The organism is Microbacterium sp. HMWF026 (assembly GCF_003061325.1).
Classification (GTDB): Bacteria; Actinomycetota; Actinomycetes; order Actinomycetales; family Microbacteriaceae; genus Microbacterium; species Microbacterium testaceum_E.
This window is the reverse complement of record NZ_QAJB01000136.1, coordinates 1-4,139: the sequence shown is the minus strand read 5'-3', so window position 1 is coordinate 4,139 and position 4,139 is coordinate 1. Positions and strand designations below refer to the sequence as shown.

Below are 4,139 nucleotides of genomic sequence, written 5' to 3'. Positions count from 1 at the left end.
GGCGGGGGCGGCCGAAGCCGCCCCCGCCGGGGTGTGCGCGAGGGTCACGAGCGGCTCCGGGCCGCCGCCTCCGCTTCCGCCTGAGCGCGGAAGGCGTTGAGCGCCTGGGTGTCGACCGGCGTGGGACCGGTTCCGGCCTCGAGCGACGCCTGCTCCTTGGCATCCGCCGACGGAGTGGCCGAGTGGTCGTGACCGGTCAGGAGCGACTCGTCGAAGGGGATCTGGCCCGCCAGCACCTGACGGACGCGCTCGCCGTCGTACTGCTTGGTCCAGACACCGATCAGCATGGTCGCGACGGCGTTGCCGGTGAAGTTGGTCACGGCGCGGGCCTCGGACATGAAGCGGTCGATGCCGACGATGACGCCGACGCCGTTGACCAGGTCGGGACGGTAGGCCGACAGACCGCCCGCGAGGGTGGCGAGTCCGGCGCCGGTGACGCCCGCGGCACCCTTGGAGGCGATGATCATGAAGATCATCAGGCCGATCTGCTCGGGGATCGACATGGGCGTGCCCATCGCGGAGGCGATGAACAGCGACGCCATCGTCAGGTAGATGGCCGTGCCGTCGAGGTTGAACGAGTAGCCGGTCGGGACGGTGATGCCGACGACGGGCTTGGACACGCCCAGGTGCTCCATCTTGGCGATCAGGCGGGGCAGCGCGGCCTCGGAGGACGAGGTGCCGACGATGAGCAGGTACTCACGGCCGAGGTACTTCATCAGGGTGAAGATGTTGACGCGGGTCACGGCGTACAACAGCACGCCCAGCACCAGGGTGATGAAGAGGAAGCACGTGAGGTAGAACGCACCCATCAGGATGCCGAGGCTGATCACGGCCTGGAAGCCGGTCTTGCCGACGACCGCGGCGATCGCACCGAACGCCCCGATCGGGGCGAGCCACAGGATCATGCCGAGGATGCGGAAGACGAGCGCCTGGAAGTTGCGGATTCCCTCGACCATGCGCGCACCGCGCTCGCCCATGCTCTGCAGGGCGAAGCCGACGAGCAGGGCGATGAAGAGAACCTGCAGGATGCTGCCGCCGGTGAAGGCCGAGAAGAACGTGGTCGGGATGATGCCGAGGATGAACTCCTGCGTGGTGGTGGCCTCGGGAACGGCGTCGTACTGCGCACCGGCGATGTTCAGGCCCTCGCCGGGGTGGATGATGTTGCCGACGATCAGGCCGATGATCAGCGCGAACGACGACATGACGAGGAAGTAGATCATCGCCAGGCCACCGATCTTGCCGACCGTCGACGCCTTGGCGATCGAGCCGATGCCCACGACGATCGTGCAGAAGATGACCGGGGCGATCATCATCTTGATGAGGCTGACGAAGCCCTTGCCGAGCGGCTCGAGGGTCGTGGCGAAGGCCGGGGCGACGAGGCCCACGACGATGCCGCCGACGACGGCGATGATGACGGCGATGTAGAGCCAATGGTTGCGGTCGATCTTCTTACGCGGTCGACCGTCGCGAGTGGTGCGGAGTGAGAGAGCCATCAGCGCCTATCCCTTTCCTAACGTCTTCGTTGTCCGGCGGAGGCGCCGGGTGGATGTCACGACTGTGGTCGACGGCGAGCGCGGTGACGATTTGTGGTCGTATTGTTCACGGCAGGCGCGACGAAGGGCGGTGAGCATGCGGCTGAGTGTGGGCGGACGACTGGCGCTGGTATCGCTCGGCGTCGTCATCCTGGTCGCGGGCGTTCTCGCGGCCCTGCTGTCCGTGCAGCTGAGCGATTCGGGTCAGCGCGAGGCCGAGAAGGTCACGCGATCGGTGGCCGAGACCATCGCGCACGAACCCGATGTCGCGCAGCTCGCCGCCGTCGGCGACTCCGACACCCTGCAGCCCATGGTCGAGCAGATCCTCGCCGAGGCCGACGTGTCGTTCGTCACGATCATGACGCCCGACGGCATCCGCCTGACCCACCGCAACCGCTCCGAGATCGGCGACCCGTACCTGGGGTCGCGCGACGAGGCCCTCGCGGGGCGCACGTTCACCGAGGTGTACGAGGGGACCCTGGGACCGTCGGTGCGCACGATCGCGCCGATCCGTCAGGACGGCTCCGAAGAGGGCCCCATCGTCGCGCTCGTGTCGGTAGGCGTGACCCTGGGCGCCGTGCAGCAGGACATCGCCGCTCGCGCACCGCTCATCGTCCTGGCATCCGCCGCGATCGTGGGCATGGGCGTGCTGGGCGCCCTCTACGTCCGCCGCAGCGCGCGACGCGTCACCGGGTCGTACACGCCCACCGAGCTGTCGCGTCTCGTCGAGAGCTACGAGACGGTCCTGCACTCGCTGCGCGAGGGGCTGGTCGTCACCGACCGATCGGGGCGCATCGTGCTGTACAACGACGAGGCCGCCGACCTGCTGGGCCTTCCGCCGGCGACGAGCGGTCAGGTCTCGCTGGACCCGCGGGCGGTCGACATGGATGCCGGTCTCGCCGAGGCCATCGCGACCGGGCGGCGCATGGTCGAGGAGACCGTCGTCACCGGCGATCGCGTGCTGCTGGTCAACCAGGAGGAGGCGCGCGATCTCAACGGCCGACGTGCTCCCCAGCGCGGGCGGGTGATGACCCTGCGCGACCGCTCCGAGCTGCAGGCGCTCCTGGGTGAACTGGAGGGCGTCCGCACGCTGAGCGACACCCTGCGCTCGCAGACGCACGAGCACGGCAACCGGCTGCACGCCCTGCTGGCGCTGCTCGAACTCGGCCGCACGGACGAGGCGCGGCGCTTGATCGTGGCATCCACCGGAGAGAGACAGGAGCTCGCCGACCGCCTGGTCTCGGACGACGACGCCACCGTCGTGGCGCTGCTGCTCGGCAAACTCGACGACGCCGCCGAGCGCGGCGTGCGCCTCGACATTGACGTCGCCGAACCCACCCCGGCGCTCCCCCTCGCCGCGGCCGAGGCGGTGACCGTCGTCGGCAACCTCGTCGACAACGCCCTGGATGCCGCAGCCGTCGGCGCCGAACCCCGCTGGGTCCGCGCGACACTGCGCGACGGCGGCGACGACGTCGTCATCGAGATCTCGGACAGCGGCCCCGGTTTCGACCCGGCCCTGGTCGACCCCTTCGCTTTCGGCGCGTCGACCAAGACCGCGCACGCGCCCGGCGGGCGGGGCGTGGGCCTGACGCTCGTGCGCGACATCGTCGCCACGCGCGGGGGGACGCTGCAGGTCACGGACGCGCCCACCACCGTGCGCGTCTTCCTCCCCGCCGTCGCACCGGCGGTCGGCCCGTGATCCGGGTGCTGGTGGTCGACGACGACGCCCTCGCCCTCGAACTGCACACGGCCTACGTCGAACGGGTGCCGGGGTTCGAGGTCGCCGGGCAGGCGTCGGGCGCGCGCGCCGCACTGACGGCGATCACCGACCCCGGGCGGCGCATCGACCTGGTGCTGCTCGACATGACCATGCCCGACGGCGGGGGCCTCGACGTCGCGCGACGCGTGCGGGCGATGGGATCGAGGGTCGACATCATCGCGGTCACGGCGGTGCGGGATGCCGCGACCGTCCGCGCCGCGGTGTCGACCGGTGTCGTGCAGTACCTGATCAAACCGTTCGCGTTCGCGGCGTTCCGCGAGCGGCTCGAGGCGTACCGGACGTACGTCGAGGGACTGGACCGCGCCGCGGGCGACGCGACCCAGTCCGAAGTGGACGCTCTGCTCGGATCACTGCGCACGGTCGCGGCCCCGGCGATGCCGAAGGGGTTGAGCGACGAGACGCTGCAGGCGGTCGCCGAGCGGGTCCGCACCGGCGCGGGGGCGGTGTCGTCGACCGAGGTCGGCGAGAGCGAGGGCATGTCGCGCGTCACCGCACGGCGGTACCTCGAACACCTCGCCGACGTCGGCCGCGTCCGCCGCGTCCCGCGCTACGGCGGTCAGGGACGCCCCGAGATCACCTACGCCTGGGTGCGCTGATCCTCGCTCCCGCTCCCAGAAGCGCCGCCCCAGGCCGCTCCCCCCGTTCACTCGAGTGTCCAAGAAACGCCGGCCGGCGCTCCCCGCCTACGGCGTGTCCTGGGCACTCAACGAAGGCGGGCGCCGGCGGGCACCGCCCGACGCTCCCGCCTCACGAGAGTCGCCCTCGCGGGCGTGAGTGTCCACGAAACGCCGACGGGCACTCCCGGGCGACGGCGTGTCCTGGACACT

3 protein-coding genes are annotated in these 4,139 nt (G+C 70.5%); 2 read left to right on the top strand and 1 reads right to left on the bottom strand.

The window, feature by feature from the left end; genetic code table 11:
• Positions 1 to 44 precede the first annotated feature (44 nt).
• The gene (locus DBR36_RS06035; protein WP_108318015.1) at positions 45 to 1,493 is read right to left on the bottom strand and encodes a cation:dicarboxylate symporter family transporter; all 1,449 of its coding nucleotides are present in this window, start codon (positions 1,491 to 1,493) and stop codon (positions 45 to 47) included.
• Between the two features lie 136 nt (positions 1,494 to 1,629).
• Here DBR36_RS06035 and DBR36_RS06030 point away from each other — a divergent pair, with 136 nt between their 5' ends.
• Together DBR36_RS06030 and DBR36_RS06025 are read left to right on the top strand one after the other, a co-directional pair.
• Complete coding sequence (locus DBR36_RS06030; RefSeq protein ID WP_108318014.1) at positions 1,630 to 3,231, top strand: ATP-binding protein; 1,602 nt, start codon at positions 1,630 to 1,632, stop codon at positions 3,229 to 3,231.
• A complete protein-coding gene (locus DBR36_RS06025) occupies positions 3,228 to 3,908 on the top strand; it encodes a response regulator (RefSeq protein WP_108318013.1) in 681 nt (226 codons plus the stop codon). Before DBR36_RS06030 ends, DBR36_RS06025 begins: the two co-directional genes overlap by 4 nt.
• Positions 3,909 to 4,139 lie beyond the last annotated feature (231 nt).

What these genes read in the sequence shown, in the direction of transcription:
- DBR36_RS06035 (WP_108318015.1), bottom strand. Translation starts at nt 1,493, where the DNA reads ATGGCTCTCTCACTCCGCACCACTCGCGACGGTCGACCGCGTAAGAAG.
- DBR36_RS06030 (WP_108318014.1), top strand. Translation starts at nt 1,630, where the DNA reads ATGCGGCTGAGTGTGGGCGGACGACTGGCGCTGGTATCGCTCGGCGTC.